We start from the raw sequence: 1,897 nt of genomic DNA on the forward strand, positions 1-1,897 counted from the left end.
GTTCAACAGCCTGACGTGCCTTCCACAGAGCACGGAAGCGGGAATCAGCACAAGTTTGCAAGCTGTACTCGGTCTGCAGCACTCCAAGCGCGCCTGCAATCAGCCGCCCAAACTCCTCAGTTGCTTGGAAGTCCGTAAGGCTGGCGCTCTCAAGCGGTCGCAGACCTGCACACTCCTCGTCCTTCTCCAAGACATAGTCATCAATCAGCATTTCGGCAATTTCACGCTCCACCTCCTCGAGGCGAGCCGCGGACTCGCACCGGGCGCAGCACAGTTCAATTGCACGATACATGTCACTCATTTTGGAATCTCCTAGTAGCAGCGACTTGCTGCACGAGTAGCCTAGCGACTGCAATATGGGGGGATGTACGATACGGACCTCCCCCCATATTTCCCTGATGTATGAAGCCCACGACTAGAAAGTTCCCTGAGATCGAGCAACTGTTGGCACTGGCAAGGCTAGTTCGGAAAAGGCTCGATGAGCAGCTGGATGAAATCCGTTTGGAGACCAATAAGCAGCTGAATGACGTCCGTTTCGACACGAACATGTTTCTGGCACTGAGCGAAATTGATCGACTCTGCAAACGGGGATCACACGCAATCAGAGCCAATGTGTCGAAGAGCTTGGGCATGTCACCGACCTCGATGACAGGCATCTATAGGCGCTTGGATGCCGCCGGTCTGATCGAAGAGTGGCAAGACGAACCTATCTTTTTTGACTCCACCCGACAGAAGTACGCAAGACTCTCTGACGATGGCAAGAAGCTTCTACGCCGCGCCAATGATGCCTGGGAGAAGATCAATGTCAGCTACCTGGGAGATCTGAAGGACAGGCAGCTGAAAGACTTCTCATCGTCCATGGCAGTCATTCGCTCGGCACTGGAATCTAACGACGGTTTGGCGTAGCAGCCAGGCACGATGCACGCTCCGGCTGTATGGAGTGCCCCACGCTTTACCCCCACTTCGGCAGCGACGTAGCGCGACTTCCCCGACTCACCTAGGACTTCGCGACTTGGATGCGGATGATCCTGACCCTCTACTCGATAGCAGCCTCAGCAATGCCAACCAATCGCGTCACAGCGCGCGTCGGACTGAGTAGCTACATCCCTGCATGCAGAGTCGGCGGAGCGCCCCACATCACGCGGCAGGGCGTGCCAGTGCGCTTCTGACTACGGATAGCACCCCCAATCGAAGATGGCCCCAGATCGCAGACATTGGCACATACGAAAGGCCCGCTGACATCTCTGCCAACGGGCCCGATCAAGCTAGCGAGCAAGTTATCGAGGGCGAATGCCAAACCCAAGCAAGACAGCCCYAGCGACGGTCAGAGCTTGACCGATTGCAAGCGCATGCATGTTTGCGAAGTTGCCGTAACCGCTTGCTGATGGGTTGATCAGGAAGTAGAGCCCGACACCAAGGGCAATCAAGCCGAAGATCACACACGCAGCTGCGGAGCCACGCTCTTGCCCTTCCGTCACGCTGGCACGGTTCGATTCAACAATGGCTTTTGGCAGCTTTGCGTAGCACTTTGGACACGTTGCGGACGTCCGACCGGATGGGATCGGTGCCTCGCATGCAGGACATTGGTATGGGTTAGTTGCTGCATTGCTATCTTGCATCTTCATCTCTCCTTGTTGGGATGCACGCGCGCTAGAGAAGTCAGTGGGCGGATGGAGGAGTCGCCTGGGCGTCTCTGACTAGGTCGCGTAGCGCGGTCTGCTGCTCGTCGTGGAGCGTGTATTCGGTGTCGCATACCCGGACCTCAATCTTCTTGGCACCAGCGAAAGCCGATGCCTCCGCCAAGGTCATCTTCTTGCCGAAAGAGAGGATTGCGTACTCGTGTCGACTGAAGGTCGGCATGTCGCCGGGAAGCGAACTGGCATTTCCGTCTACAAGC

At 56.5% G+C, this 1,897-nt stretch carries 2 protein-coding genes and 1 pseudogene; 1 reads left to right on the forward strand and 2 read right to left on the reverse strand.

Features of this window, described 5'->3' with window-relative positions; all coding sequences use genetic code 11:
• Positions 1 to 301, reverse strand: a 301-nt coding sequence (locus ACXJKH_RS19570) for a hypothetical protein (protein ID WP_457321866.1), incomplete at its 3' end; no start/stop codon positions are given.
• Between the two features lie 143 nt (positions 302 to 444).
• Between ACXJKH_RS19570 and ACXJKH_RS19575 the strand changes: the two genes are divergently transcribed.
• Positions 445 to 906, forward strand: coding sequence for a hypothetical protein (locus ACXJKH_RS19575; RefSeq protein ID WP_457321868.1), 462 nt, complete (start codon positions 445 to 447; stop codon positions 904 to 906).
• A gap of 753 nt (positions 907 to 1,659) precedes the next feature.
• Here ACXJKH_RS19575 and ACXJKH_RS19580 read toward each other — a convergent pair.
• Positions 1,660 to 1,897: pseudogene (locus tag ACXJKH_RS19580) on the reverse strand (hypothetical protein); the annotation flags it as partial.

The organism is Stenotrophomonas sp. P5_B8 (assembly GCF_054049855.1).